Origin of the sequence: Modicisalibacter radicis (assembly GCF_900961225.1) — a bacterium.
In the GTDB taxonomy this organism is placed as follows: Bacteria; Pseudomonadota; Gammaproteobacteria; order Pseudomonadales; family Halomonadaceae; genus Modicisalibacter.
In genome coordinates, this window is the sequence record NZ_CAAHFN010000054.1 from 72,390 (window position 1) to 98,614 (window position 26,225).

Sequence of the window (26,225 nt, forward strand, 5' to 3'; positions counted from 1 at the left end):
CCGCCTGCGGCGCCCCTTCGGCTCGAAAAGGATTCGCATGAGTCAGGCAACTGCTCAAACACCCATGATGGCCCAGTACCTGAAGATCAAGCGTGAGCACCCCGACGTGCTGCTGTTCTATCGCATGGGCGACTTCTACGAGCTGTTCTTCGACGACGCCAGGCGTGCCGCGCAACTGCTCGACATCACGCTCACCGCGCGCGGCCAGTCGGGCGGCACGCCGATCCCCATGGCCGGGGTGCCCTACCACAGCGCCGAAGGCTATCTGGCGCGGCTGGTCAGATCCGGCGAGTCGGTGGCGATCTGCGAGCAGATGGGCGATCCGGCGACCAGCAAGGGGCCGGTGGATCGTCAGGTAGTGCGGATCGTCACCCCCGGGACGCTGCACGACGAGGCGCTGCTCGACGCCCGGCGCGACAACCTGCTGCTCGCCCTGCACTGCCAGGGCGAGCGCTGGGGGCTGGCCTGGCTGGAGCTTTCCAGCGGCCGCTTCAGCGTGCTCGAGGTGGATGGCGAAGCGGACATGCTGGCCGAGATCCAGCGCCTGCAGCCCGCCGAACTGCTGGTCGGCGACGCCCAGGACCTGCCGCCGGCGCTCGCCGAGCGCCCCGGACTCAAGCGCCAGAGCGCCTGGCTGTTCGACCTGGAATCGGCCAACCGCCTGCTGTGCGACCAGTTCGGCGTCGCCGACCTGCGCGGCTTCGGCTGCGCCCATCTGGAGTGCGCGCTGACCGCCGCCGGGGTGCTGGTCGACTACGCCCGCGACACCCAGCGCTCGCGGCTGCCCCACGTCACCCAGCTGGGCGTCGAGAATCGCGACGACGCGGTGGTGATCGACGCCGCCAGCCGCCGCAACCTGGAGATCGACGTGAACCTCGGCGGCGGCAGCGAGAACACCCTGGCCAGCGTGCTCGACACCACCGCCACGGCGATGGGCTCGCGGCTGCTCAAGCGCTGGCTCAACCGTCCGCTGCGCGACCGCGAGCAGGTCGCCGGGCGCCAGGGCGCGGTGCAGCTGCTGCTCCACGACGACCTTTTCGAGGCCCTGCGCGCCATCCTCAAGCCGATCGGCGACGTCGAGCGGATCCTCGCCCGCGTCGCCCTGCGCAGCGCCCGCCCCCGCGACCTGGCGCGCCTGCGCGATGCCCTGGCGGCGCTCCCCGAGCTGCAGGCGACGCTGGCCCCGCTGGACGAAGGTACCGCCCTCGACGCACTCAAGCGCCATATCCGCCCCTATCCCGACCTCGCCGACACCCTGACCCGGGCGCTGGTCGAAAGCCCGCCGGTGGTGATCCGCGACGGCGGGGTGATCGCCGACGGCTTCGATGCCGAGCTCGACGAGGTGCGCGGCCTGGCCGAGAACGCCGGCGACTACCTGGTCGATCTCGAGAAGCGCGAGCGCGAGCGCACCGGGCTGGCCGGGCTCAAGGTCGGCTACAACCGGGTGCATGGCTATTTCATCGAGATTCCCCGCGCCCAGGCCCGCGAGGCGCCCACCGACTACATCCGCCGCCAGACGCTCAAGAATGCCGAGCGCTTCATCATCCCCGAACTCAAGGAGTTCGAGGACAAGGCCCTGTCCGCCAAGTCGCGTGCCCTGGCCCGCGAGAAGCTGCTCTACGAGAGCCTGATCGACACCCTCAACGCCGAGCTCGACGCACTGCAGGCCAGCGCCCGCTCGCTCGCCGCGCTCGACGTGCTGACGGCCTTCGCCGAACGCGCGCTGGCACTCGAGCTGGTGCGCCCGCACCTCACCGACAGCCCGGGACTGGCGATCCATGGCGGGCGCCACCCGGTGGTGGAAAACGTCAGCGATGCGCCCTTCGTGCCCAACGACCTGCGACTCGACCCGAGCCGCCACATGCTGGTGATCACCGGCCCCAACATGGGCGGCAAGTCCACCTACATGCGCCAGGCGGCGCTGATCGCCCTGCTCGCCCACAGCGGCAGTTTCGTGCCCGCCGACCGCGCCGAGATCGGCCCGCTGGATCGCATCTTCACGCGCATCGGCTCCAGCGACGACCTCGCCGGCGGGCGCTCGACGTTCATGGTCGAGATGACCGAGACCGCCAACATCCTGCACAACGCCAGCGCCGAGAGCCTGGTATTGATGGACGAGATCGGCCGCGGCACCAGCACCTTCGACGGGCTGTCGCTGGCCTGGGCCAGCGCCGAACACCTGGCCGCCACCCGGGCCCTGACGCTGTTCGCCACGCACTACTTCGAGATGACCGCCCTCGCCGATCAGCTCGAGGGCGTCGCCAACGTTCACCTGACCGCGACCGAGCATCGCGAGGGTATCGTCTTCATGCACCGGGTCGAGGAGGGCCCGGCCAGCCAGAGCTACGGCCTGCAGGTCGCCCAGCTCGCCGGGGTGCCCACGGCGGTGGTGGCCCGCGCCCGCGACAAGCTGGCGAGTCTCGAGCAGCATGAAATCGACCAGGGGCAACGCAGCGTGTCGGCAGCCGGGGACGGCGCATCGAAGCCGGCACCTTCGCAGCCCGATCTGTTCGCCAGCACGCCGCATCCGCTGGTCGAGGAACTCGATGGTTTGGCGCTGGACGAACTCAGCCCGCGCCAGGCCCTCGATCTGCTGTACCGCTGGCGCGAGCGGCTGTGAGGACCGGCCTCTACAGCGAGCGGCCCAGGCGGGTATGATTCCATGACCAAACGTTCCTTGGCGCCGCTTGCCGGCGCCTATCGCCCAGCACTAGAATTAGCGCCCAATTAGAAGTGGGTCTTCTAACGACCCCGGCCGTTTATAACCAGCCAAAGCCAGCGTGCGCCCGCTTCTGTCGTGACGGCAGCCGACACACCCGCCGGAGATCGAGTGTACTGCGCCGCGGGCTACCATGACTCGAGGGAGTTTCCATGACATTCGTCGTCACCGAAAATTGCATTCGTTGCAAATACACCGACTGCGTCGAGGTCTGCCCCGTCGATTGCTTCTATGAAGGGCCGAACTTTCTGGTGATCGACCCCGACGAATGCATCGACTGCGCCCTGTGCGAGCCGGAATGTCCGGCCGAGGCGATCTATTCCGAGGATGAACTGCCGGACGACCAGAAGCAGTTTCTCGAGCTCAACGCCGAGCTCGCCGTGGTCTGGCCCAATATCACGGAGAAGAAGGACCCGCCGGCGGACGCCGAGGAGTGGGACGGCAAGAGCGGCAAGCTGGAGCAGCTCGAACGCTGAGACCGACCCGCGGCCGATGACCCGCACCCGATGACACGTGCCAGGCGAGCCTGGCACGCCGCCCCGCCGTGAACCCCGAAATGGCAGCCCCGAGGGGCGCGCATAAAAAAGGCGACCCGAAGGTCGCCGCTCTATACCCTGTTTTGCGGGCAGTGTCCCTTGCCCCCTCTCCTTCGGCCACTTCCTTGTCCGGCAACCGCGTCCTGCGCCGCCGGAAGGGCCGTGATGCTGCATCCCATGGCATCCTGCCTGTGGAGTCGAGCTAGACAAGTCGCTTCCCAAAAATCCCGGAGTCATTGTGCCCGATATCCACGAAGCGACAATGGGTCTCTCTTGGCAACGGGTCTCGCCCTGCCTGCGCACTGGCCATTTAATTGTTTAAAAACAATAAATTGAAAAACACGGCGCTATCGACGAGGACTGGCTTTGTAGGCAATTTCCTACATTAAATGTCGCTCTGGCTGACATCGAACGCGGCGGAGCGACGGCCCGGGCGGGAGGCAGGCAAGGTGGGGGTGATGAAAAGTCCAGGCGTCGCCGGGCGGTCCCGGCGACGCCTGGTTCGAGGCGTTACTCCAGGGCGGTCAGTGCTGGCCCTTGATGGCCTTGAGCCCCGGGTAGGCGGCCTTGTCACCGAGCTCCTGCTCGATCACCAGCAGGCGGTTGTACTTGGCGACGCGGTCCGAGCGGCTCAGCGAGCCGGTCTTGATCTGGCCGGCGCAGGTAGCCACGGCCAGGTCGGCGATGGTGGTGTCCTCGGTCTCGCCCGAGCGGTGCGAGATCACCGCGGTGAAGCCGGCGTCCTGGGCCATCCTGATCGCGTCCAGGGTCTCGGACAGCGAGCCGATCTGGTTGAACTTGATCAGGATCGAGTTTCCGATCTGCTCGTCGATGCCGCGCTTGAGGATCCGCGTGTTGGTCACGAACAGGTCGTCGCCGACCAGCTGGACCTTGTCGCCGAGCTTGTCGGTCAGCGCCTTCCAGCCGTCCCAGTCGGACTCGTCCATGCCGTCCTCGATCGACACGATCGGGTACTGATCGACCAGCTCGGCCAGGTAGTCGACGAAGCCGGCGGCATCGTAGGACTTGCCCTCGCCCGCCAGGTTGTACTGGCCATCCTGGTAGAACTCGCTGGAGGCGCAGTCGAGCGCCAGGGTGACGTCCTTGCCGAGCGTGTAGCCGGCGTCGGAGACCGCCTGCTTGATCGCCGCCAGGGCGTCCGCGTTGGAGGAGAGATCGGGGGCGAAGCCACCCTCGTCGCCCACCGAGGTGGACAGCCCGCGCCCGGCGAGCACCTTCTTCAGGGCATGGAAGATCTCGGCACCCACCCGCAGCGCTTCGCGGAAGTTCGGCGCGCCTACCGGCTGGACCATGAACTCCTGGATGTCGACGTTGTTGTCGGCATGCTCGCCGCCGTTGAGGATGTTCATCATCGGCACCGGCATCAGGTATTGGTCCGGCTGGCCGTAGAGTTCGGCGATATGCGCGTACAGCGGCACCTGCTTGCTGACCGCCGCCGCCTTGGCCGCCGCCAGCGACACGGCGAGGATCGCGTTGGCGCCGAGCTTGGCCTTGTTGTCGGTGCCGTCGAGTTCGAGCATGGCGTTGTCCAGGGCGCGCTGGTCGAGCGCATCCTGGCCCCTGAGCGCATCGCGAATCGGGCCGTTGACCGCCTCGACCGCCTTGAGCACGCCCTTGCCCAGATAGCGCGACTTGTCGCCGTCGCGCAGTTCCAGCGCCTCGCGGGAACCGGTCGAGGCGCCGCTCGGCGCACAGGCCACGCCCCTGGCGCCGTCGTCGAGGGTCACCTCGGCCTGTACGGTGGGGTTGCCGCGGGAATCGAGCACCTCGAGGGCGCGGATTTCGACAATCTTGCTCATCGTCAGTCGTCCTTTGTCAGCGTTGAGTGAAGGTTCACGGCTCCGCTCAGAGGGGGTTTACAAACGTTGCGAGCGACGGTCAGGCAAGGCGAAGTCAGCCGAAAAAGCGGAATTTACGAGTCTGTAAATGAGCATTTTGAGGCTGACTTCAACGCCGCCTGGGCTAGCGCAGTAGTTTGTAAACACCCTCATCAGGAAATCTCCAGCGCCGGAAACCCTTTTACCAGCTCGTCGAGCGCCTTGAGCTGGGCGAGGAAGGGTTCCAGCTTGTCCAGCGGCAGGGCGCAGGGCCCGTCGCACTTGGCATTGTCGGGGTCGGGATGAGACTCGAGGAACAGCCCGGCCAGGCCCACGCCGACCCCGGCGCGGGCCAGCTCGGCGACCTGCTGGCGGCGCCCGTCGGCGCTGTCGGCGCGCCCGCCCGGGCGCTGCAGCGAATGGGTGACGTCGAAGATCACCGGGTAGCCGGTCTGCTTCATGTCGCCGAAGCCGAGCATGTCGACCACCAGGTTGTTGTAGCCGAAGCTCGAGCCGCGCTCGCAGAGGATCAGCCGGTCGTTGCCGGCCTCCCGGCACTTGCTGATGATATGGCGCATCTCGTGCGGGGCGAGGAACTGCGGCTTCTTGATGTTGATCACCGCGCCGGTTTCGGCCATCGCCACCACCAGATCGGTCTGACGCGCCAGAAAAGCCGGCAACTGGATGATGTCGGCGACCTCGGCCACCGGCGCAGCCTGCCAGGGTTCGTGGACGTCGGTGATCACTGGCACGTCGAAGCGCGACTTGATCTCGGCCAGCCACTCGATGCCCTTGTCGACGCCCGGGCCGCGAAACGAGTGGATCGAGCTGCGGTTGGCCTTGTCGAAGCTGGCCTTGAAGACGTAGGGAATGCCCAGTCGGGCGCAGACCTCGACGTAGGTCTCGGCCACCTCTAGGGCCAGTTCGCGGGATTCCAGCACGTTCATGCCGCCGAACAGCATCAGCGGCAACGAATTGCCGGCCCGCAGGCCGGCAAACTCTATGGTTTTCTGTGACTCGGCCATGACGACTCCTCAGCCCGGGACCTGGGTACGCTGGCGGGCGGCCTTGTGCTCCAGCGCGGCATTGACGAAGCCGGTGAACAGCGGGTGACCGTCGCGCGGCGTGGAGGTGAATTCGGGATGGAACTGACAGGCCAGAAACCACGGGTGGTCGGGCAGTTCGATCATCTCCACCAGTGAATTGTCGACGCTCTTGCCGGCGACCACCAGTCCGGCGGCCTCGAGCGCCTCGACGAACTGGTTGTTGACCTCGAAGCGGTGGCGATGGCGCTCGGTGATGGCGTCCATGCCGTAGACCTCGCGCGCCCTCGAGCCCGCCTTGAGATGACACACCTGGCCGCCCAGACGCATGGTGCCACCCAGGTCGGAGGCCTCGTCACGCAGCTCGATCCGGCCTTCGGGACTGAGCCATTCGGTGATCAGGCCGACCACCGGGTGCTGGGTGTCGCGGGTGAACTCGGTGGAGTTGGCGTCGTCCCAGCCGGCGATGTGGCGGGCGAACTCGATCACCGCGACCTGCATCCCCAGGCAGATACCCAGATAGGGCACGTTATTCTCGCGGGCGTAGCGGGCGGTGGCGATCTTGCCCTCCACGCCGCGCTCGCCGAAGCCGCCCGGCACCAGAATGGCATCCTTGCCGGCGAGACGCTCGGTGCCGTGGCGTTCGATGTCCTCGGAGTCGATGTAGTCGATGTTGACCTTGACCCGGGTCTGGATGCCGGCGTGAATCAGCGCCTCGTTGAGCGACTTGTAGGCGTCGAGCAGCTCCATGTACTTGCCGACCATGGCGATGTTGATCGACTTGAGCGGGTTGAGCTTGGCGTCGAGCACGTGGATCCACTCGGCCAGGTCGGCGGGCGGCGCCTCGAGACGCAGCTTGTCGCAGACGATCTCGTCGAGGCCGTGCTCGTGGAGCATCAGCGGGATGCGGTAGATGGTGTCGGCGTCCTGCAGCGGAACGACGGCACGCTCCTCGACGTTGGTGAACAGCGCGATCTTGCGCCGCTCGCTCTCCTCGAGCTCGACCTCGCTGCGGCAGATCAGGATGTCCGGCTGGATGCCGATCGAGCGCAGTTCCTTGACGCTGTGCTGGGTCGGCTTGGTCTTGGTCTCGCCGGCGGTCTTGATGTAGGGCACCAGCGTCAGGTGCATGAAGATCGCCTGGCTGGCGCCCTTCTCGCTGCGGATCTGACGAATCGACTCGAGAAACGGCAGCGACTCGATGTCACCCACCGTACCGCCGATCTCCACCAGCGCGACGTCGCAGTCCTTGCCGCCCTCGTAGACGCGGCGCTTGATCTCGTCGGTGATATGCGGGATCACCTGCACGGTGCCGCCCAGGTAGTCGCCGCGGCGCTCGCGGCGCAGTACCTGCTCGTAGACGCGACCGGTGGTGAAGTTGTTGTCCTGGGTCATCTTGGTGCGGATGAAGCGCTCGTAGTGGCCCAGGTCGAGATCGGTCTCCGCGCCATCCTCGGTGACGAACACCTCGCCGTGCTGGAACGGGCTCATGGTGCCCGGATCGACGTTGATGTAGGGATCCAGCTTGAGGATGGTGACCTTGAGGCCCCGTGCCTCGAGGATTGCCGCCAGCGAGGCCGACGCGATGCCCTTGCCGAGAGAGGACACAACGCCGCCGGTCACGAAGATATATCGTGTCATGGAGAACCTGTCGAATCGTGGGTCAGAAGGCCTGGTGGGAGCGGCCCGGATGGGACGACAGAGTAGCAGAATACCGTCAGCGGCTCAATTTGGGCTACGGGCTACGGGCTACGGGCTACGGGCTACGGGCTACGGGCTACGGGCTACGGGCTACGGGCTACGGGCTACGGGCTACGGGCTACGGGCTACGGGCTACGGCAGGATGATGACTCCGCCCTGCTCGTAGCTCGCGGCTCATAGCTCGTGACTGACGCGAAGCGTCTTGCCCGTGGCTCGCGGCTCGTAGCCCGTGACTGACGCAAAGCGTCTTGCCCGTGGCTCGCGGCCCGCAGCTCGTGGCCCCTAGCGGGCGTCGTCAGACGCCCAGATAGTCGAGGATGCCCTCGCCGGCCTGGCGGCCTTCGTGGATCGCGGTGACCACCAGGTCGGAGCCGCGCACCATGTCGCCACCGGCGAAGATCTTCTCGTTGCTGGTCTGGAAGGCGAAGCTGCCGTGCTCCGGCGCGGTCACCCGGCCGCGCTCGTCGACGGCGATGTTCTGCGCCTCGAACCAGGCGATCTCGCTGGGCTGGAAGCCGAAGGCGATGACCACTGCGTCCGCCGCCAGTACCTCTTCGGAACCGGGCACCACCTCGGGGCTGCGCCGGCCCTTCTCGTCGGGCTCGCCGAGGCGCGTGCGCACCAGCTTGACGCCTTCGACCCGCTCCTCGCCGACGATCGCCACCGGCTGGCGGTTGAACAGGAACTCGACGCCCTCTTCGCGGGCGTTGGCCACCTCGCGCTTGGAACCGGGCATGTTCTCCTCGTCGCGCCGGTAGGCGCAGGTCACGCCCATCGCGCCCTGGCGGATCGCCGTGCGGTTGCAGTCCATCGCCGTGTCACCGCCGCCCAGAACCACCACGCGCCGGCCCTCCATCGACACGTAGTCGGCGGGGTCCTTCTCGAAGCCCAGGCAGTGGTTGACGTTGGCGATCAGGTAATCGAGCGCCTTGTACACCCCGGGCAGGTCCTCGCCGGGGAAGCCGCCCTGCATGTACTTGTAGGTGCCCATGCCCATGAACACCGCGTCGTACTCGTCGAGCAGCTCGTCGATGGTGACGTCGCGGCCGATCTCGACGTTCAGGCGGAACTCCATGCCCATCTCCTCGAACACCGCGCGACGCCGCTCCATGACGTTCTTCTCGAGCTTGAACTCGGGAATGCCGAAGGTCAGCAGGCCGCCGATCTCGGGGTGGCGGTCGAACACCACCGGCTTGACGCCGTTGCGCACCAGGATGTCGGCGCAGCCCAGCCCGGCCGGGCCGGCGCCGATCACCGCCACGCGCTTGTCGGTCCATTCGACCTTGGACATGTCGGGCCGCCAGCCCATGGCGAAGGCGGTATCGGTGATGTACTTCTCCACCGAGCCGATGGTCACCGCGCCGAAGCCGTCGTTGAGGGTGCAGTCGCCCTCGCACAAGCGATCCTGCGGGCACACCCGGCCGCACACCTCGGGCAGGGTGTTGGTGCGGTGCGACATTTCCGCCGCCTCGAGGATGTTGCCCTCGCTGACCAGCTTCAGCCAGTTGGGAATGTAGTTGTGAACCGGGCACTTCCATTCGCAGTACGGATTGCCGCAATGCAGGCAGCGGTGCGCCTGGCTGGCCGCCTCGCTGGGCTTGTACGGGTCGTAGATCTCGGTGAACTGCTTGGCCCGCTTGCGCGCGTCCTTCTTGCTCGGGTCCTGGCGGCCGACATCTATGAACTGGAAATCGTTGTCCAAACGGTTTGCCATGAGCGTATCTCCTCTGCTTACTCGGGCCGCCGGCGGGATTCGGCGAGCAGTCCGCCCAGGCTTGCCGCCTTGGGCTTGACCAGCCAGAAATGACGGATGAACTCGGAGAAGTCGTCGAGAATCTCGTGCCCCCGGGACGAGTCGGTCTCGGCGACGTACTCCTCGATCACCTCCCGCAGGTAGCGCCGGTAGGCTTCCATGACCTCGGTGTTGATGCGATGAATCTCCACCAGTTCATGGTTGTACTTGTCGACGAAGGTACGGTCCTCGTCGAGCACGAAGGCGAACCCCCCGGTCATGCCCGCGCCGAAGTTGACGCCGGTCTCGCCGAGCACCGCGACCAGGCCGCCGGTCATGTATTCGCAGCAGTGATCGCCGGCGCCCTCGACGACCGCGTGGACGCCGGAGTTGCGCACCGCGAAGCGCTCGCCGGCGGTGCCGGCGGCGAACAGCTTGCCGCCGGTGGCGCCGTACAGGCAGGTGTTGCCGACGATCGCCGTCTGGTGGGATTTGAAACGGCTGGCCCTGGGCGGCACGATCACCACCTTGCCGCCGTTCATGCCCTTGCCGACGTAGTCGTTGGCATCCCCCTCGAGGTAGAGGTGCAGGCCGCGGGCGTTCCACACCCCGAAGCTCTGCCCCGCCACGCCGGTGAAGCGGGCCACCACCGGGGTCTCTTCCAGCCCCTCCTCGCCGTAGCGCTTGGCGATCTCGCCCGAAGCCCGCGCGCCCACGCTGCGGTCGCAGTTGGTGATGCGGAACGCGAACTCGCCGCCCGAGCGGGCCTCGATCGCCGGCATCAGCGCGTCGAGCACTTCCTGGTTCTTGGCGCCCGGATCGTGCGGCACGTTGCGGCTGACCTGGCAGAACTGCGGCGCCTCGGCGGGCACGAAGTCGTTGGTCAGCAGCGGGCTCAGGTCGAGCTTGCGCTGGGAGGGCGTCTCGCCCTCGAGCACCGCGAGCAGGTCGGTACGCCCGATCAGCTCGGTGAGCTGACGCACGCCGAGCAGTGCCAGCAGCTCGCGCACCTCCTCGGCGATGAAGCGGAAGTAGTGCTTGACCATGTCGACGGTGCCGCGGAAATGCTCGTCGCGCAGGTACTGATGCTGGGTGGCGACGCCGGTGGCGCAGTTGTTGAGATGGCAGATGCGCAGGTACTTGCAGCCCAGCGCCACCATCGGCGCGGTGCCGAAGCCGAAGCTCTCGGCGCCGAGGATCGCCGCCTTGACCACGTCGAGTCCGGTCTTCAGGCCACCGTCGGTCTGCAGGCGGATCTTGTCGCGCAGGCCGTTGATGCGCAGCGCCTGATGGACCTCGGGCAGGCCCAGCTCCCAGGGGCTGCCGGCGTGCTTGATCGAGGTCAGCGGGCTGGCCGCGGTGCCGCCGTCATAGCCCGACACGGTGATCAGGTCGGCGTAGGCCTTGGCCACGCCGGTGGCGATGGTGCCGATGCCCGGCTCGGAGACCAGCTTGACCGACACCTGGGCGTCCGGATTGACCTGCTTGAGATCGAAGATCAGCTGGGCCAGATCCTCGATGGAATAGATGTCGTGGTGCGGCGGCGGCGAGATCAGCGTCACCCCGGGCACCGCGTAGCGCAGCCGCCCGATCATCTCGTTGACCTTGCTGCCCGGCAACTGGCCGCCCTCGCCGGGCTTGGCGCCCTGGGCGACCTTGATCTGCAGCACCTCGGCATTGACCAGGTAGGCCGGGGTGACGCCGAAGCGCCCGGAGGCGATCTGCTTGATCTTCGAGCTGCGGATGGTGCCGTAGCGCGCCGGATCCTCGCCGCCCTCGCCCGAGTTGGAGCGCCCGCCGGTCTCGTTCATGGCCTGGGCGAGCGCTTCGTGAGCCTCCGGCGACAGCGCGCCCAGCGACATCCCGGCACTGTCGAAGCGCGGCAGCAGCGTCTCGACCGGCTCGACCTCGTCGAGCGGCAGCGGCTCGGGGGCCGGCTTGAGCTCGAGCAGGTCGCGGATGGTCGCCACCGGGCGCTCGTTGACCAGGCGGGCGAACTTCTTCCACTTGGCGTAATCGCCCTGCTGCACCGCTTCCTGCAGGGACATGACGATATCGGGGTTGTAGGCGTGGTATTCGTGCTGGTGCACGTACTTGATCAGGCCGCCCTGGCGGATGGTCTTGCGCGGGATCCAGGCATCGCGGGCCAGCAGTTCCTGCTGCAGCTGGAGCTCGGCGAAACCGGTGCCCTCGATGCGCGACATCATGCCATCGAAGCACAGCTCCATGACCTCGGACGACAGCCCCACCGCCTCGAACAGCTGCGAGCCGCGGTAGGAAGCCAGTGTCGAGATGCCCATCTTCGAGAGGATCTTGAACAGCCCCTTCTGCAGGCCCTTGCGATAGTTCTCGCGGGTATCCGCCGGGTTGCCGGTGAGCTCGCCACGGCGATGCATGTCGGCCATCACCTGGTAGGCCAGGTACGGATAGACCGCGGTCGCGCCGACACCGAACAGCACCGCCATCTGGTGGGCGTCGCGGGCATAGCCGGTCTCGACCACGATGTTGATCCGCGGGCGCAGCGCCCGGCGGCCGAGGTGATGATGGATCGCACCGGTGGCCAGTGCCGCGTGGATCGGCAGCTTGCCCTTGTCGAGTTCGGCGTCGGAGAGGACCAGGATCACCGCCCCGTCGCGGGTGGCCTGCTCGGCCCGATCGCAGAGCGCCAGCAGCGCCTGCTTGAGCCCCGTCTGTTCGGGATCGTAGGCAAGCTGCAGGGTGTGGCTGCGAAACGCCGGATCGTCCTGGGTGACCAGCGCGGTGAACTTGCGCGGCGAGAGCACCGGGGTGGTCAGGATCAACCGGTGGGCATGCTCGGGGGTCGCCTCGAAGACGTTGAGCTCGGCCCCGCAGCAGGTCTCCAGCGACATCACGATCGCTTCGCGCAGCGGATCGATCGGCGGGTTGGTGACCTGGGCGAACTTCTGGCGGAAGTAGTCGGTCAGCAGCCGGCCCTGGCGCGACAGCACCGCCATCGGCGTATCGTCGCCCATCGAGCCGACCGCCTCCTGGCCGCTCTCGGCCAACGGGCGCAGCAACTGCTCGCGCTCCTCGTTGGTGATCTGAAACATCTTCTGGTAGATGCTCAGCGCGTCCGGCTCGAACGGCTGGAAGCGCGCCAGCTCGGTGAGCGCCGACTCCAGGTAGTGGGCGTGATCCTTGAGCCAGCGCTTGTACGGATAGGCCGACTTGAGGCGATTGTCGACGTCGGCGGTGTGCAGCACCTCGCCGGTCTCGGTATCGATACCCAGGATCTGGCCCGGCCCCACGCGCCCCTTGGCGACCACCTCCTCGGGCTGGTAGTCGTGCACGCCGATCTCCGAGGAGAGCGTGATGTAGCCGTTGTCGGTGATCACCCAGCGCGCCGGGCGCAGGCCGTTGCGGTCGAGCATGCACACCGCGTGGCGGCCGTCGGTCATCACCAGGCCGGCGGGGCCGTCCCACGGCTCCATGTGCATGGAATTGTATTCGTAGAAGGCACGCAGCTCGCCGTCCATGGTCTCGACGTTCTGCCAGGCCGGCGGGACCATCATGCGGATGGCGTTGTACAGATCCATGCCGCCGGTCATCAGCACCTCGAGCATGTTGTCCATGCTCGAGGAGTCGGAGCCGTGGGTGTTGACGATCTCGTCGAGCTCGGTGATGTCGGGCAGCAGCTCGTTGACGAAGTTTTCCTTGCGCGAGTTGGCCCAGCCGCGGTTGGCCTCGATGGTGTTGATCTCGCCATTGTGGGCGAGAAAGCGGAACGGCTGGGCGAGCGGCCAGCGCGGCGCGGTGTTGGTCGAGAAGCGCTGGTGGAACACGCAGATCGAGGTCTCGAGACGCTCGTCGCCCAGGTCGCGATAGAAGTTCGGCAGGTCGACGGGCATCATCAGGCCCTTGTAGGAAACGACCTTGGTCGACAGCGAGCAGACATAGAAGTCCTCGTCGTCGCGCAATTTCTCTTCGGCCTGGCGACGCGCCATGAACAGATCGACGTTGAACGCCTGGTCGAGGCGATCGTCGCTGGGCTCGACGAAGATCTGCCGGATGCGCGGCAGGCACTCGAGCGCCATCGGCCCGCAGACACTCGGGTCGACCGGCACGTCGCGCCAGCCGCGCACGCTGACCCCGCGGGCCGTCAGTTCGGCTTCGAGCACCTCGCGGGCACGTGCCTCGCGGGCGTCGTCGTCGGGCAGGAAGATGCAGCCCACGGCAAAGCGCGCGCCCAGTTCGACACCCAGCGAGTCGCGCGCCAGGGCCCGCATGAAGCCGATGGGCATGGTGAACAGCAGGCCGCAGCCGTCGCCGGTCTTGCCATCGGCGGCGATCCCGCCACGGTGAGTCATGCAGGTCAGCGACTCGATGGCGGTTTTCAGCAGGTCATGGCTGGCCTGGCCTTGCATATGGGCGATCAGGCCGAAGCCACAGTTATCGCGGAACTCGCCAGGCTGGTGGAGACCTCTCATCATGGGCGTGCCTCACAGAAATCCGGGGGACTTGTGTCCAGATTAAAATAGCGGTATATTTATTGGTTTTTTATAATTTTTAGGGCCTTTTTCAGGCCGTGTTCGGGTGCCAAAGGGCCGACCAGAATAGCCAGTCTCGCCTTCCGGCGCAATTCCCGCCCTCGCCGACCGGCCCCGAAAATTCCCCGAAAAAACGCGCGCTTACCGCCAATCTAGCGATAATTTCCAAGCCACTCAATGGCTTATCCATGGCCCCGGGCAAGCGCGCAGACCACCCTCCGGCGGCAGAAAAAGGCCGGCCAACCCCAGTATCGACCACGATGAGGTCCATGCCAATCCTGCATACGCCATGCGAATAGAGGCAATCGACTCACGGCGTCAGCCCGACACAAAAAACCCGCCGGGATTTTTCCAGGCGGGTTGCGACGCCGGCCTGTCCGGCCCCGGTCGGTGGATTCTTCAGGCGCGCGGATAACTCTCGATAAAGGCCCGCAGTTCGTCCGGCGGGGTCCGATCATGGATGCAGGCATCGCCGAGCTCACTCAACAGCACCAGACGGATCCGTTCGTCGAGGTTCTTCTTGTCCAGCCGCATGCGGGCGATGAAGTCGTCGCCGCTCATCGCCGCCGGCGCGGCGGTGGGCAGACCGGCGGCGTGCAGCAGCGTCTCGCTGCGCTCGACATCCGCGGCGCTCAGCCAGCCGAGCCGGCGCGACAGCGCGGCGGCCATGGCCATGCCAGTGGCCACGGCCTCGCCGTGCAGCCAGGCACCGTAGCCCTGGTGCGTTTCGATGGCATGGCCGAAGGTATGCCCCAGGTTGAGCAGCGCGCGCACCCCCTGCTCGGTCTCGTCCTCGACGACGATCGCCGCCTTGGTCGCGCAGCTGCGCAGGATCGCCTCGCTGAGCAGGGCGTCGTCCAGTCCGCGCAGCGCGGCCATGTGGGCTTCCAGCCAGGCCAGGAAGTCGATATCGCGAATCAGCCCGTACTTGATCACCTCGGCGAGCCCCGCCGACAGTTCGCGCGGCGGCAGGCTGTGCAGGGTGGCGGTGTCGACGAGCACCGCGCGGGGCTGCCAGAAGGCGCCGATCATGTTCTTGCCGCGCGGATGGTTGACGCCGGTCTTGCCCCCCACCGAGGAGTCGACCTGGGCGAGCAGCGTGGTCGGCACCTGGATGAAGGCCACGCCGCGCTGGTAACAGGCCGCGGCGTAGCCGGTCATGTCGCCGACCACCCCGCCGCCGAGCGCAATCAGCGTGCAGCGACGATTGAAGCCGGCCTCGAGCAGGGCGTCCCAGATACGCTCCACCGAGGCCAGCGTCTTGGTCTGCTCGCCGTCGGGCAGGATTACCTGACGCACCGTCAGGCCCTCGCCGAGCCCGCGCTCGAGCGCATCGAGATACAGCGGCGCGACGGCCTCGTTGGTGACGATCATCACCTGATTGCCGGCCAGGTAGGGGCGCAGGTGGGCGGGATTGCCGAGCAATCCGGGGCCGACGTGGATCGGGTAGCTGCGCTCGCCCAGTTCGACGGTCAGGGTACGGATGGCGGGAGCGGCGAGCACGGACATGGTATCTACACCTTGGCTTGCAGCGGGTCGACGAGGCGCTCGACACGCTTGAGGATATCGTTGACGACCGCCCGCGGGCCGCGTCGGTCGGTGCGCACCACCAGGTCGGCGGTGGCGCGGTACAGCGGATCGCGCAACTCGAACAGCCCGCGCAATACCGCCTCGGGATCCTTGTTGCGCAGCAAAGGGCGGTTGCGGTCCTTGGCGGTGCGGCGCAACTGCTGCTCGACCGTGGTGTAGAGGTAGACCACCGTGCCGCGTTCGCGCAACGCGCGGCGATTGACCTCGTTCATCACCGCCCCGCCGCCGGTCGCCAGCACCACGCCGGAGCGCCCGGTGAGTTCGTCGATCATCGCCACTTCGCGCTCGCGAAAGCCGGCCTCGCCCTCGATGTCGAAGATCCAGGGAATATCCGCACCACAACGCGCCTGGATCGCATGATCGCTATCCAGGAAATCGCGCTGCAACTCGGCCGCCAGGAGGCGGCCGATGGTGCTTTTGCCGGCCCCCATGGGGCCGACCAGGAATATGTTGGGAAAACCCTGCATCAGTGGATCGCCAGATTGTCCTCGATGATCTTCGGAGTAATGAAGACTAACAATTCTACCTTCTCATTGCTCTCCTCGGTATAGCGGAATAGATGTCCGAGGAAAGGCAGGTCGCCGAGGAAGGGCGTCTTGAACAGATTGCGCAGCTGTTCGGTGGTCAGGATACCGCCCAGCACCACCGTTTCGCCGTTGTTGACCAGTACCTGGGTCTGGATCTCGTTGGTGTCGATGGCCGGCGCGCCTTCGTACTGGGTGCTGGACACGTCGTCGTTGTTGATGGTCAGGTCCATGATGATGCGGTCGTCGGGAGTGATCTGCGGGGTGACCTCCAGCGACAGCACCGCCTCCTTGAACTCGACGTTGGTCGCGCCGCTCGAGGTGGCCTCCTGGTAGGGAATCTCCTGGCCCTGCTTGATGACCGCGGTCTGCTGGTTGGCGGTGATCACCTTGGGTTGCGAGATGGTCTGGCTCTTGCCCTCGCTTTCCAGCGCGCGCAGCTCGAGATCGAGCAGGATGTCGCCGGACAGGTAGCCGAAGCTGAACGCCGAGGCGGGGCTGACGTCGTTGCCCAGGTCGACCGCCAGCCCGCCGCCGTAGGAGGCCGGGTCGTTGCCGGTGGTGGGCACCGTCGACGCATCGCCGTCGGCGGCCCCGTCGAGATCGAAACGGCTGCCCTGCGGCGACGACAGCCCCCAGTTGACGCCCAGCTCCTGGGTCGCGCTGTCGCGGGCGATGACGATACGCGCCTCGATCTGCACCTGGCGCACCGGGATGTCGAGCTGATCCAGCGTCCGGCGGATCGCCTCGATCTGCTCGGGGGTCTCCTGCAGCAGCAGCGTATTGGTGCGCGCGTCGACGCTGACCCGGCCACGCTCGGAGAGCAGCCCCAGGCCATTCTCGCCACGCAGCAGGCTGGCCAGCTCGCCGGCCTTGGCGTAGCGCACCTGGATGTACTGGGTGGTCAGCGGCACGAGCTCCTGCTGCTGGGCCTGGGCCTCGAGTTCCTGGCGCTCCATCGCCGCCAGCTCGTCGGCCGGGGCGACCACCAGCACGTTGCCCGACTGGCGGCTGGCCAGGCCATGGCTCTTGAGCACCAGGTCGAGCGCCTGATCCCAGGGCACGTCCTGCAGGTTGAGGGTCACGCTGCCCTGCACGCTGTCGCTGGCCACCACGTTGAGCCCGGTGAACTCGCCGATGATCGACAGCACTTCGCGGACCTGGATGTCCTGGAAGTTGAGCGTGATGCGCTTGCCGGTGTAGGGGAAACGCTCGCGTTCGCGCTCGCGCTGTTCGGCACGGCTGACCGGCCTGGCCTCGACGACCAGCTGACGGCCGCTCTGGGTCGACAGCAGCGTGTACTCGCCCCGGGTGGTGATAGCCAGCGTGGTGTCCTCCGCGCCGCCCTGCGGCACGATACGCTGCATCGGCGTCCCGAAATCGCTGACGTCGAGCACCTGGTTCCACTCGGCCGGCAGTGCGACATCGTCGAGGGTCGCGACGATCCGCCCGCCGCGTTCGCTGACCCGGGCGTCGATGCCGTCGCGATCGAAGGTCACCACCAGCCGACTGGCGTCGTCGTCGCCGCGCCGGAAGTCGATATCGGTGATCCGCGGCTCCCGCGCGTTCGACACGCTTGCGGATGGCGCCGGGGATGCCGCGGAGTCGGCCTCGCCCGCACGCTGCGCATTCGGCATCGCAGCGTCGACGCCTTCTCCCAGCCGCAGCAACAGGGTATCGCCCTGCTCTCGGGTGGCGTAGGGCAGCGCCCGATCGAGCGTCAGCACCAGCCGGGTGCGGTCGCCCGCCGCCAGGGCCACGATGTTGTCAACCCCGGCGAGGCCCAGCTCGAAGCGCTGCTGGTCGAGTTCGTTGAGGGTATCCATCAGATCGATGGCCAGGCGCGGCGGCGAATCGATTCGGTAGCCGCGAACCTCGGGTACCCCATCCGCAAAGCGCAGCATGACTTCCAGCCCGCCGTCGCTGCGCTGCTCGAAATCCAAGGCCGTCAGCGTCGACGCGGCCAGCGCCGGCCCGGCCAGCGCACACAGCCCCAACGTCAGCAGCGTGCCAATCAATCCCCTCATGTCGTTCCCCTGTAACCGACTTGCCGGCGGGTCAATCCCGCTGCCGTGTCCCGGCCTTGTTAGCGAGCGAAAGCGTGCGGCGGCGCTCCACCCAGCCGCCCTGACCGTTGGAGACGATCTCCACCAGATGAATGTCGCGATCGGTGATCTTGGTGATGCGACCGAAGTCGGTGCCAAGGTGCATCCCCGCGTAGACGCGGTGGACCTTGCCTTCGGGGTCGCGAACCAGCGCCGAATGGCGCCCGTCGACCGCGAGCGTGCCGACCAGCGTCAGCGCGTCGAGCGCGAAGCGCTCGAGCGCCTCGCGGGGCCGGCTCCTATCCGGCGCAAGGTCGTTGCCGTTGGCGCCGGCATCGTCGGTGGCCGGCCGCTCCGGCTGGAACGGGCTGCGCGCACCCGCCTGATCGTAGGTGACCGGCCGATAGTCCGGCGTCTCGGGCAGCGCCGGGAGCTCGCCGCTGGGCTTGGCGCGCAGCGCCGCCAGGCGCTGGTCGAGCGCATCGAGCCGGGCATCGCCGCAACCGGCCAGCAGCGTCACCGCGAGCAGCGCGAGACAGCAGGGCCAGCGCGGTGGCGCCCAGCGCAGTGGCGACCAGCGCGTCATGGCGACTTCTCCTCGGCCGACGGTTCGCGATGGTTGTAGGTCTTGGCCAGCATCGACAGCCGCAGGGTGTCCTGGCCCTCGATCGGCACCAGGGTGAAGTCGTGCAGGGTGACGATGCGCGGCAACCCGGCGACCCCCGAGAGAAACGCGGCGATGCGGTGATAGTCGCCGCGCACCTGAATGTCGAACGGCTGCTCGATGTAGAACGCCTGGACCACCGGGCTGCGCAGGCGGATGAAATCGATGGACAACTGGTTTTGCAGCGCGGTATCGCTGATGTTGTCGAGCAGCGACGGCACCTCGGCGCCGGTCGGCAGCATCTCCAGCAGCTCGGCCATGCGCGACTCCAGGGTCGTCATCTGCCCGCGCATCGCCGGCAGGTTGGCGGTCTGGTAGGCCTTGCTCTCATATTGCTGAAGCAGCGTCCGCTCCTGCGCCCGCGCCTGCTCGAAACGCGCCATCTTGGGCGCGGCGATGAAATGATAAACACCCCAGAAGAGTACCGTCAGCGCCAGCGCGCAGCAGATCGCCTGCAGCGATACCGGCCAGCGCCCGGCCTCGCGCAGGTCGAGCTCGCGCCAGTCGACGCCGCGCAGGCGCTGCCACTCGGCCTTCAGCTTGACGCTCATGCTCATGGCCGCGCCTCCCGGGCCAGGGCCGGCTCGCCAGGCACCTCATCGACGGTCATGTCGAAGCGCCGTCGTCCGGCGTCGGTGGTCTCGACTTCCGCCAGCGTCGGCACCCCGAGCGCCTCGCGGGCGGCCAGCGCGCGCATCTGGTCGGAGACCTGACGGTTGGTCTCGGCCAGCCCGGCGAGCCGCAGTCGTTCGCCTTCCCGGGACAGGCGGGTGTAGTAGACGCCGTCCTCGAGGCTGGTCACCAGCTGGTTGAACACGCGCACCGTCTGCGGGCGACTGAACTGCAGCTCGCGAATCAGCTCGATCTGGGTCAGCATCCGCTCGCGGGTCTCGCGAAACTCGCGCAGCGTACTGATGTCCCGGTCGAGTTGCTGGCCCTGCGCCTCGATGTACTGGTTGCGCTGCTGCTGGACGTCGAGCTGATGCTGGTAGAAGGCCGATACCAGCCAGCCGGCACCGATGCCCACCAGCGCCGAGAGGCCGAGAACCCGCTGGAAGCGCTTGCTGCGCTGATCGCGGCGCGCCTCGCGCCAGGCCAGCAGGTTGATTTCGATGGTCATGAGCTCACCCTCATCGCCAGCCCGCAGGCGGTGAGCATCGCCGGGGCGTCGCTGGCCAGGGTATGGATATCGATGCGCGAGTTGATCGCCATGCGCAGGAAGGGATTGGCCACCTCGATCGCCAGGCCGCTGTCCTCGCTCAAGCGCTCCTTGAGCCCGGGAATCACGCTCGAGCCACCGGCCAGGATCAACTGGGTGACCTCGGGATTGCGACCCGCCGTGTAATACAGCTGCAGCGAGCGTCCGATCTGCTGGACCAGCGTATCGAGGAAGGGGGCGAGCACGTCGTCCTGGTAGTCCTCCGGCAGGCCGCCGCGCTTCTTGGCCAGACCGGCCTCCTCGAAGCTCAGCCCGTAGCGGCTGCGGATCTCCTCGGTCAGCTGACGGCCGCCGAACACCGTATCGCGGCTATAGATGATCCGCCCGCCGCGCAGCACGTGGAAGGCGTTCATGTTGGCGCCGATATCGACCAGTGCCACGCACTGATCGTCGCCGATGTGCGGGAACTGATGCCGCAGCTCGCCGAAGGCCCGCTCGGTGGCGAAGGTCTCGACATCCACCGCGGCCGGCTCCAGCCCCGCCTGCATCACCGCCTCGGTCAACTGGCTGACGTCCTGCTGGCGGCATGCCACCAGCAGGACGTCCTGCTGGTCGGCGAAGCGCGCATTCAACCCCAGGCGCTGAAAATCGAAGGCGACCTCGTTGAACGGAAAGGGAATGTGCTTGTCGGAGTCGAGTTGAATGCGTGCCTCGATCTCGTCGTCGCTCAGCGAGGCGGGCAGTGTCAGGGTCTTGGTGATCGCCGCGCTGGCGGGGACGGCGACGGCGACCTGTCTGGAGTGCGGACGCGCCTGATCGACGGCGCGACGGATGGCCTCGACGACTTCGCTCATCCGACGGATGCGGCGTTCGACGACCACCCCTTCGCGCAACGGTCGCACCGCATAGCTGTCGACCCGATAATCACGGCCGGCCCGCTTGAGCTCGATCAGCTTGACGGTGGCCGACGTGATATCGATGCCGATCAGTCCCTTGCCGGACTTCCCCAGACCCAACAATGGCATACCCCTGCGCAATCAGTTCGCATTACTGCGTTATCGTTATGTATCGGCCGAAAACGGCAAACGCTTCAGTCCCGAGGGGGTGAGGTTACCTGATGTATACCGCGTTTACACATGAGAGCCGGCGTTTTGTCGTCAACGCTGGTTACCGGCATCGCGGCTTCCTATAATGCGCAGTTCAATGGATAGCCTCGCTCCTCGCAGCCCGACCGCCAATCGAACACCACGGACACTGTCATTTCATGAAGCTTTTTAGACGCCTGCTGACTTCGGCCCTTTGGCTGCTGCTATCCCTGAGCGCTGCGGGAGTACTCGCCGTCATCGGCGCCGCGCTGTATTTCGCCCCCGGCCTGCCCGATGTCCGTCAACTCCAGGGCTACGAACTGCAGACCCCGTTGCGCATCTATACCCGGGACGACAAGCTGATCGGCGAATTCGGCGAGGAGCGCCGGGTGCCGGTCGACTTCGAAACGATCCCCCAGGACATGGTGCAGGCCTTCCTGGCCGCCGAGGATGCCAGCTTCTTCGAGCACCCCGGGGTCGACCCCAAGGGCCTGGCGCGGGCCGCGATCGAGCTGATCGCCAGCGGCGGCAACATCCAGTCCGGCGGCAGCACCATCACCATGCAGGTGGCGCGCAACTATCTGCTGACCCTGGACCGGACCTTCACCCGCAAGATCCGCGAGATCCTGCTGTCGCTGCAGATGGAGCAGATTCTCTCCAAGCAGGAGATCTTCGAGCTCTACGTCAACAAGATCTACCTGGGCAACCGCGCCTACGGGATCGCCGCCGCGGCCACCACCTACTACGACAAGCCGCTGGCCGAGCTGACCCTGGCCGAGAAGGCGATGATCGCCGGCCTGCCCAAGGCGCCTTCGGCGCTCAACCCGCTGGCCAATCCCGAGCGCTCGCTGATCCGCCGCAACTGGATTCTCTATCGCATGCGCGATCTCGGCTATATCGACCAGGCCACCTACGACCAGGCCGTCAAGCAGCCGCTCAGCGCCCGCCCGCACACGACCCAGGTCGAGGTCGAGGCCTCCTACGTTTCCGAGATGGCCCGCCAGTTCGCCGTCGAGCGCTTCGGCGACGATGCCTATACCGGCGGCTACCGGATCACCACCACGCTCGACAGCCAGCTGCAGACCGACGCCCGCCAGGCACTGATCCAGGGCCTGATCGACTACGACCTGCGCCACGGCTGGCGCGGCGCCGAACAGACCGACATCCCGCCGAGCCTGGTCGAGGCCCAGGACCAGACCCAGAAGGCGGGTCTTGAGGAGGAACTCGGCGAATCCCCCGAAGTGATCGAGACCGCGCGCCAGGCCGCCCAGAGCAGCCAGACCCAGGTCAGCGGTATCGACGGCGACGTCAGCAACTGGCTCAAGGTGCTCGAGCGCACCCCCGATCTCGGCCCGCTGCGGCCGGCCATCGTGGTCGCCACCGACGAGCACCGGATGCAGGTGCTGACCGACGATGGCGAACTGGTCACGCTCGACTGGGACGGCCTCAAGTGGGCGCGCGAGTACAAGAGCCCCAAATGGCGCGGCGAGGTACCCGCCAACGCCGCGGCGATCGCCGAGCGCGGCTCGCTGATCCGCATCCTCGAGACCGAGGACGGCTGGCGACTGTCGCAGAAGCCCGGCGCCGAGGGCGCGATCGTCGCCCTCGACCCGCAGACCGGCGCGATCCGCGCGCTACAGGGCGGCTTCAGCTTCGAGGCCAGCAGTTTCAACCGCGCCACCCAGGCCCAGCGCCAGGCCGGCTCGATCTTCAAGCCGTTCATCTATCTGGCGGCGCTGCAGGAGGGCAACATGACCGCCGCCACGGTGGTCAACGACGCGCCGGTGGTGATGAGCGACATGGGCGGCTCCTGGCGCCCCGAGAACGCCGAAGGCGAGTTCCGCGGTCCGACACGACTGCGCGTGGGGCTCTACCAGTCGCGCAACCTGGTGACGATCCGCGTGCTGCAGACGCTGGGGCTGGACAACGCGCTGCGCTTTCTCGAGAACTTCGGCTTCGCCGATGGCCGCCTGCCCCACGGCCTTTCGCTGGCACTGGGCAGCGCCTCGCTGAGCCCGCTGGAAATGGCCAATGCCTATGCGATCCTCGCCAATGGCGGCTTCAAGGTCGCGCCCTGGTACATCCAGCGCATCGACAAGACCGGCGAGCAGCAGCCGCTGCTCGAGTACACGCCCCGGGTCGCCTGCCGCGACTGCAGCACCGAGGTCGAGGAAACCCGTATCGACGGCAAGCGCTACCCGGTCGCCCCCCGCGTGGTCGACCCGCAGGCGCTGTACATCCTGCGCGACATCATGCGCGACGTCATCGAGCGCGGCACCGGCCGCGGCGCGCTGGATCTCGAGCGCAGCGACATCGTCGGCAAGACCGGCACCACCAACGATCAGCGCGACGCCTGGTTCTCGGGCTTCAACAACCAGCTGGTCGCCACCGTGTGGGTCGGCAAGGACAACAACGAGAGTACCGGTGAATACGGCTCGCAGGCGGCGCTGCCGATCTGGAAGCTGTTCATGCGCCCGGCCCTCGAGGGCACCCCGGAAGTCGCCCCCGAGCGCCCCGAGGGCATCGTCACGGCACGCATCGACCCGGACACCGGGCGGCGCCTGCACGACGACCAGGCGGGCGGCATCGAGGAGATATTCCGGGAGGGCAATCTCCCCGACTACGCGCCGCGACGCATCGACAGCGAGCTGGAGGACAGCAGCGGCTCGCAGGGAACCGGCACCTACGAAGCGATTTTCTAGGCACGCCCGCCTCTGCCGGCGACGCTCCGTCGTCGGCTCGTGCCCGCCGTCGCCCGCGTGCCGGCGGGCTTGGATACGACGTGACGAACCAGGAGCCCAACATGCCGCGGCTGATCGCCACAGCAACCCAGACGCCGGGCCTGAGCGCCGCAGTGGCCGTGCTGTGCCTGCTGTATACATCCCTGTCGCCCGCTCAGGACTCGCTGTTCTACGCGCCCCCGGCCCCCGAAGACGACGCGCCGGAATTCACCGGCCAGGCCGAGCTCGGCTACACCAGCCTGTCGGGCAATACCGATAGCTCGACGCTGCTCGCCAAGGGGCGCCTGACCTGGCTGACCGGACGCTGGACCCACACCCTGCGCGGCGAGACGCGCAAGGTCGAGGAAAACGACAACACCAGCGCCGAGCAGTACCTGCTCGGCGGGCGCGAACGCTACGAGCTCGAGGGGCCGCACTATCTGTTCGGCTTCACGCGCTGGGAAAAGGACCGCTTCAGCGGCTACGACTACCAGTTCACGACCATCGCCGGTTACGGCCGCCAGCTGCTCGCCGGGCCCGATCACGTGCTGTCGCTGGAGGCCGGACCGGGGTATCGCCATGACGAGCTGGAAAACGGCGAAGGCAACGACCTGGCGGTGGGTTACGGCGCGCTGGATTACCAGTGGGACTTCAGCGAAGGCTCCAACTTCCAGCAGGAGCTGTCGGTCGAGGGAACCCACCAGAACGTCACCACCCGCACCTTCTCGGCGGTAACCGCGCAGTTGAACGCCCATCTCGCGTTGCGCCTGTCCCACGAGATCAAGCACAACTCCCAGCCCCCCGACGGGGCCGAGGCCAACACCGACCGCACCACCGCGGCGTCGCTGCTCTACCGCTGGTAGCCCGCCGCAAACGCACTGCGCAGCGCAAGAAGCCGGCCCCGGGGCCGGCTTCTTTCAATCGGGCAGGCAGGACCCCGGCGATTCAGACACCGCCATAGACATCCTCGACACCGGCCAGCGGGTAGTGGGCCGGAAACGGCCGGCGCGCCACGCCGGAATCGACCGCCGCCCGCGCCACCGCCGAGGACACCCGATCGAGCAGTCGTGCATCCATCGGCGTGGGGATGATGTAGCCGCGACCATATTCCAGTGAATCCACTTCATAGGCGTCGAGCACCGCCTGCGGAACGGGCTCGCGGGCCAGATCCCGGAGCGCATGGACCGCGGCCAGCTTCATCGCCTCGTTGATGCGCGTGGCGCGCACGTCCAGCGCCCCGCGAAAGATGAACGGGAAGCCCAGCACGTTGTTGACCTGATTGGGGTAATCGGAACGACCGGTGGCCATGATCACGTCGTCGCGGGTCTCGTGGGCGAGCTCGGGATGAATTTCCGGGTCGGGGTTGGAACAGGCGAACACGATCGGGCTGGCGGCCATCCTGCCGAGCTGCTCGGCATTCAACAGATTGGGGCCGGACAGGCCGACGAAGACATCGGCGCCGTCGATCGCCTCGTCGAGGGTCCGCAGCGAGGTCTCGGTGGCGAACATCGCCTTGTACTCGTTGAGATCGCTGCGCCCGCTGTGGATCACCCCCTTGCGGTCGAGCATGTAGATGTTCTCGGTCCGCGCGCCGCAGGAGACCAGCAGCTGCATGCAGGCGATAGCCGCCGAGCCGGCCCCCAGGCAGACGATGCGCGCCTCGCCGATCGGCTTTCCGGCGATCTCCAGCGCATTGAGCATGCCGGCGGCGGTGACGATGGCGGTGCCGTGCTGGTCGTCGTGGAAGACCGGAATATCGCACCGCTCGACCAGCGTGCGCTCGATCTCGAAGCACTCGGGTGCCTTGATGTCCTCGAGATTGATGCCACCCCAGGTACTGGCGATGCGCGAGACGGTATCGATGAAGGCCTGCGGGCTCTCGGCGTCGACTTCGATATCCACCGAGTTGATACCGGCGAAGCGCTTGAACAGGACCCCCTTGCCCTCCATGACCGGCTTGCTGGCCAGCGGGCCGAGATTGCCCAGCCCGAGAATCGCGCTGCCGTCGGAGATCACCGCCACCAGGTTGCCCTTGCCGGTATACAGGTAGGCGTTCTCGGGGTCCCTGGCGATCTCGCGGCAGGGTTCGGCCACGCCCGGGCTGTAGGCCAGCGCCAGGTGCTTGGCAGACGAAGTCGGCTTGGTGATCTCGACGGACAGTTTCCCCGGAAAGGGCTGCGAATGGTAATCCAGGGCGGCCTGCTTCTTGACGTCTGTCATGCTCGTGGTCCGATCGGTCGGGAGATGTGCCGGCCAGAATATAGAAAAAACCTCAACCCAACAACTTGAGCCAAGTATTTGTCTTGGCAGGCTTTTAAGCGCTAGTTTGAAATTATTTCCAAGTATTGGCTGGGCGTTATG

17 protein-coding genes are annotated in these 26,225 nt (G+C 66.8%); 4 read left to right on the top strand and 13 right to left on the bottom strand.

What is annotated here, in order from left to right:
• Window positions 1-37 precede the first annotated feature (37 nt).
• Together mutS and fdxA are read left to right on the top strand one after the other, a co-directional pair.
• Window positions 38-2,620 carry a DNA mismatch repair protein MutS gene (gene mutS / locus HR9077_RS05960; RefSeq protein ID WP_136066112.1) on the top strand — a complete coding sequence of 861 codons (2,583 nt, stop codon included), beginning with the start codon at window positions 38-40 and terminating at the stop codon, window positions 2,618-2,620.
• A gap of 251 nt (window positions 2,621-2,871) precedes the next feature.
• Entirely contained in the window at window positions 2,872-3,195 is a 324-nt protein-coding gene (gene fdxA, locus HR9077_RS05965; protein WP_136066113.1) for a ferredoxin FdxA, read from the top strand.
• Window positions 3,196-3,779: 584 nt separating this feature from the next.
• Here the strand turns inward: fdxA and eno are convergent.
• The 12 genes from eno to pilM all read right to left on the bottom strand — a co-directional run bounded on the left by eno (window position 3,780) and on the right by pilM (window position 21,078).
• Entirely contained in the window at window positions 3,780-5,075 is a 1,296-nt protein-coding gene (gene eno / locus HR9077_RS05970) for a phosphopyruvate hydratase (RefSeq protein ID WP_136066114.1), read from the bottom strand.
• A gap of 191 nt (window positions 5,076-5,266) precedes the next feature.
• Window positions 5,267-6,118 carry a 3-deoxy-8-phosphooctulonate synthase gene (gene kdsA / locus HR9077_RS05975; protein ID WP_136066115.1) on the bottom strand — a complete coding sequence of 284 codons (852 nt, stop codon included), beginning with the start codon at window positions 6,116-6,118 and terminating at the stop codon, window positions 5,267-5,269.
• Window positions 6,119-6,127: 9 nt separating this feature from the next.
• Complete coding sequence (locus HR9077_RS05980; RefSeq protein WP_136066116.1) at window positions 6,128-7,777, bottom strand: CTP synthase; 1,650 nt, start codon at window positions 7,775-7,777, stop codon at window positions 6,128-6,130.
• A 355-nt stretch (window positions 7,778-8,132) separates the two neighbouring features.
• The gene (locus HR9077_RS05990) at window positions 8,133-9,551 is read right to left on the bottom strand and encodes an FAD-dependent oxidoreductase (RefSeq protein ID WP_136066118.1); all 1,419 of its coding nucleotides are present in this window, start codon (window positions 9,549-9,551) and stop codon (window positions 8,133-8,135) included.
• 17 nt (window positions 9,552-9,568) lie between these two features.
• Window positions 9,569-14,020, bottom strand: coding sequence for a glutamate synthase large subunit (gene gltB / locus HR9077_RS05995; RefSeq protein ID WP_136066119.1), 4,452 nt, complete (start codon window positions 14,018-14,020; stop codon window positions 9,569-9,571).
• A gap of 456 nt (window positions 14,021-14,476) precedes the next feature.
• Window positions 14,477-15,586, bottom strand: coding sequence for a 3-dehydroquinate synthase (aroB, locus tag HR9077_RS06000; protein ID WP_136066120.1), 1,110 nt, complete (start codon window positions 15,584-15,586; stop codon window positions 14,477-14,479).
• A 5-nt stretch (window positions 15,587-15,591) separates the two neighbouring features.
• Window positions 15,592-16,134, bottom strand: coding sequence for a shikimate kinase AroK (aroK, locus tag HR9077_RS06005; protein ID WP_136066121.1), 543 nt, complete (start codon window positions 16,132-16,134; stop codon window positions 15,592-15,594).
• The gene (pilQ, locus tag HR9077_RS06010) at window positions 16,134-18,218 is read right to left on the bottom strand and encodes a type IV pilus secretin PilQ (RefSeq protein ID WP_136066122.1); all 2,085 of its coding nucleotides are present in this window, start codon (window positions 18,216-18,218) and stop codon (window positions 16,134-16,136) included. Before pilQ ends, aroK begins: the two co-directional genes overlap by 1 nt.
• Window positions 18,219-18,249: 31 nt before the next feature.
• Window positions 18,250-18,822 carry a pilus assembly protein PilP gene (locus tag HR9077_RS06015; RefSeq protein WP_136066123.1) on the bottom strand — a complete coding sequence of 191 codons (573 nt, stop codon included), beginning with the start codon at window positions 18,820-18,822 and terminating at the stop codon, window positions 18,250-18,252.
• Window positions 18,819-19,457 (bottom strand): type IV pilus inner membrane component PilO, encoded by a 639-nt coding sequence (locus tag HR9077_RS06020; protein WP_136066124.1) that lies wholly within the window; start codon window positions 19,455-19,457, stop codon window positions 18,819-18,821. Before HR9077_RS06020 ends, HR9077_RS06015 begins: the two co-directional genes overlap by 4 nt.
• Window positions 19,454-20,020, bottom strand: coding sequence for a PilN domain-containing protein (locus tag HR9077_RS06025; RefSeq protein ID WP_136066125.1), 567 nt, complete (start codon window positions 20,018-20,020; stop codon window positions 19,454-19,456). Before HR9077_RS06025 ends, HR9077_RS06020 begins: the two co-directional genes overlap by 4 nt.
• Window positions 20,017-21,078: a type IV pilus assembly protein PilM gene (gene pilM, locus HR9077_RS06030; protein WP_458692911.1), complete on the bottom strand. Its 1,062-nt coding sequence runs from the start codon at window positions 21,076-21,078 to the stop codon at window positions 20,017-20,019. The genes HR9077_RS06025 and pilM overlap by 4 nt, the downstream gene beginning before the upstream one ends.
• 245 nt (window positions 21,079-21,323) lie before the next feature.
• On the opposite strand from pilM, the gene HR9077_RS06035 reads away from it, so the two are divergent.
• Together HR9077_RS06035 and HR9077_RS06040 are read left to right on the top strand one after the other, a co-directional pair.
• Window positions 21,324-23,846 carry a penicillin-binding protein 1A gene (locus tag HR9077_RS06035; protein WP_136066126.1) on the top strand — a complete coding sequence of 841 codons (2,523 nt, stop codon included), beginning with the start codon at window positions 21,324-21,326 and terminating at the stop codon, window positions 23,844-23,846.
• Window positions 23,847-23,926: 80 nt separating this feature from the next.
• A complete protein-coding gene (locus HR9077_RS06040; RefSeq protein WP_244613066.1) occupies window positions 23,927-24,727 on the top strand; it encodes a DUF481 domain-containing protein in 801 nt (266 codons plus the stop codon).
• An 82-nt stretch (window positions 24,728-24,809) separates the two neighbouring features.
• Here HR9077_RS06040 and HR9077_RS06045 read toward each other — a convergent pair whose 3' ends face one another.
• A complete protein-coding gene (locus tag HR9077_RS06045) occupies window positions 24,810-26,084 on the bottom strand; it encodes a malic enzyme-like NAD(P)-binding protein (RefSeq protein ID WP_136066128.1) in 1,275 nt (424 codons plus the stop codon).
• Window positions 26,085-26,225 lie beyond the last annotated feature (141 nt).